This window comes from Variovorax sp. SG517 (genome assembly GCF_013376045.1).
Classification (GTDB): Bacteria; Pseudomonadota; Gammaproteobacteria; order Burkholderiales; family Burkholderiaceae_C; genus Variovorax.
Window position 1 is genome coordinate 1 of sequence record NZ_JABMJG010000030.1, and the last position, 1,126, is coordinate 1,126.

The following is a 1,126-nucleotide window of genomic DNA, read 5'->3' on the forward strand; positions in this document are numbered from 1 at the left end:
CCTTCTTCCATGGCGATCGGAGCGATCAGCTTCACGGTGATGCTGACGTTGTCGCCGGGCATGACCATTTCCTTGTCCTTGGGCAGCTCGATCGCGCCGGTCACGTCCGTCGTGCGGAAGTAGAACTGCGGACGGTAGTTGTTGAAGAACGGCGTGTGACGGCCGCCCTCGTCCTTCGACAGAACGTACACCTCGGCGGTGAAGTGCGTGTGCGGCTTGATCGAGCCGGGCTTGCACAGCACTTGGCCGCGCTCGACTTCTTCGCGCTTCGTGCCGCGCAGCAGCACGCCCACGTTGTCGCCGGCTTGACCTTGGTCCAGCAGCTTGCGGAACATTTCCACGCCGGTGCAGGTGGTCTTGACCGTCGGGCGGATGCCCACGATTTCGATTTCTTCACCGACCTTGATCACGCCGCGCTCGACGGCGCCGGTCACCACCGTGCCGCGACCCGAGATCGAGAACACGTCTTCCACGGGCATCAGGAACGTGCCGTCCACGGCGCGCTCGGGCGTCGGGATGTACGTGTCCAGCGCTTCGGCCAGCTTCATGATCGAGCCTTCGCCGAGTTCGCCCTTGTCGCCTTCCAGGGCCAGCTTGGCCGAGCCGTGGATGATGGGGGTGTCGTCGCCGGGGAATTCGTACTTGTCGAGGAGTTCGCGGACTTCCATTTCGACCAGCTCGAGCAGTTCCTTGTCGTCGACCATGTCGCACTTGTTCAGGAACACGATGATGTAGCCCACGCCCACCTGGCGAGCCAGCAGGATGTGCTCACGGGTCTGGGGCATCGGGCCGTCGGCGGCCGAGCACACCAGGATCGCGCCGTCCATCTGGGCGGCGCCGGTGATCATGTTCTTCACGTAGTCGGCGTGGCCGGGGCAGTCGACGTGTGCGTAGTGGCGGTTGGCCGTTTCGTACTCGACGTGCGCGGTGTTGATCGTGATGCCGCGGGCCTTTTCTTCAGGCGCAGCGTCGATCTGGTCGTAGGCCTTGGCTTCGCCGCCGAACTTCGACGACAGCACCGTTGCGATCGCAGCCGTCAGCGTGGTCTTGCCGTGGTCGACGTGACCGATCGTGCCCACGTTCACGTGCGGCTTGGTGCGGGTGAATTTACCTTTTGCCATTTTTC

Annotated in this window: 1 protein-coding gene; it reads right to left on the bottom strand. The window is 63.5% G+C overall.

Annotated features, from left to right (window positions below):
* A partial coding sequence (tuf, locus tag FHT32_RS34770) for an elongation factor Tu (protein WP_176669064.1) occupies window positions 1-1,121 on the bottom strand: 1,121 nt, incomplete at its 3' end.
* Window positions 1,122-1,126 lie beyond the last annotated feature (5 nt).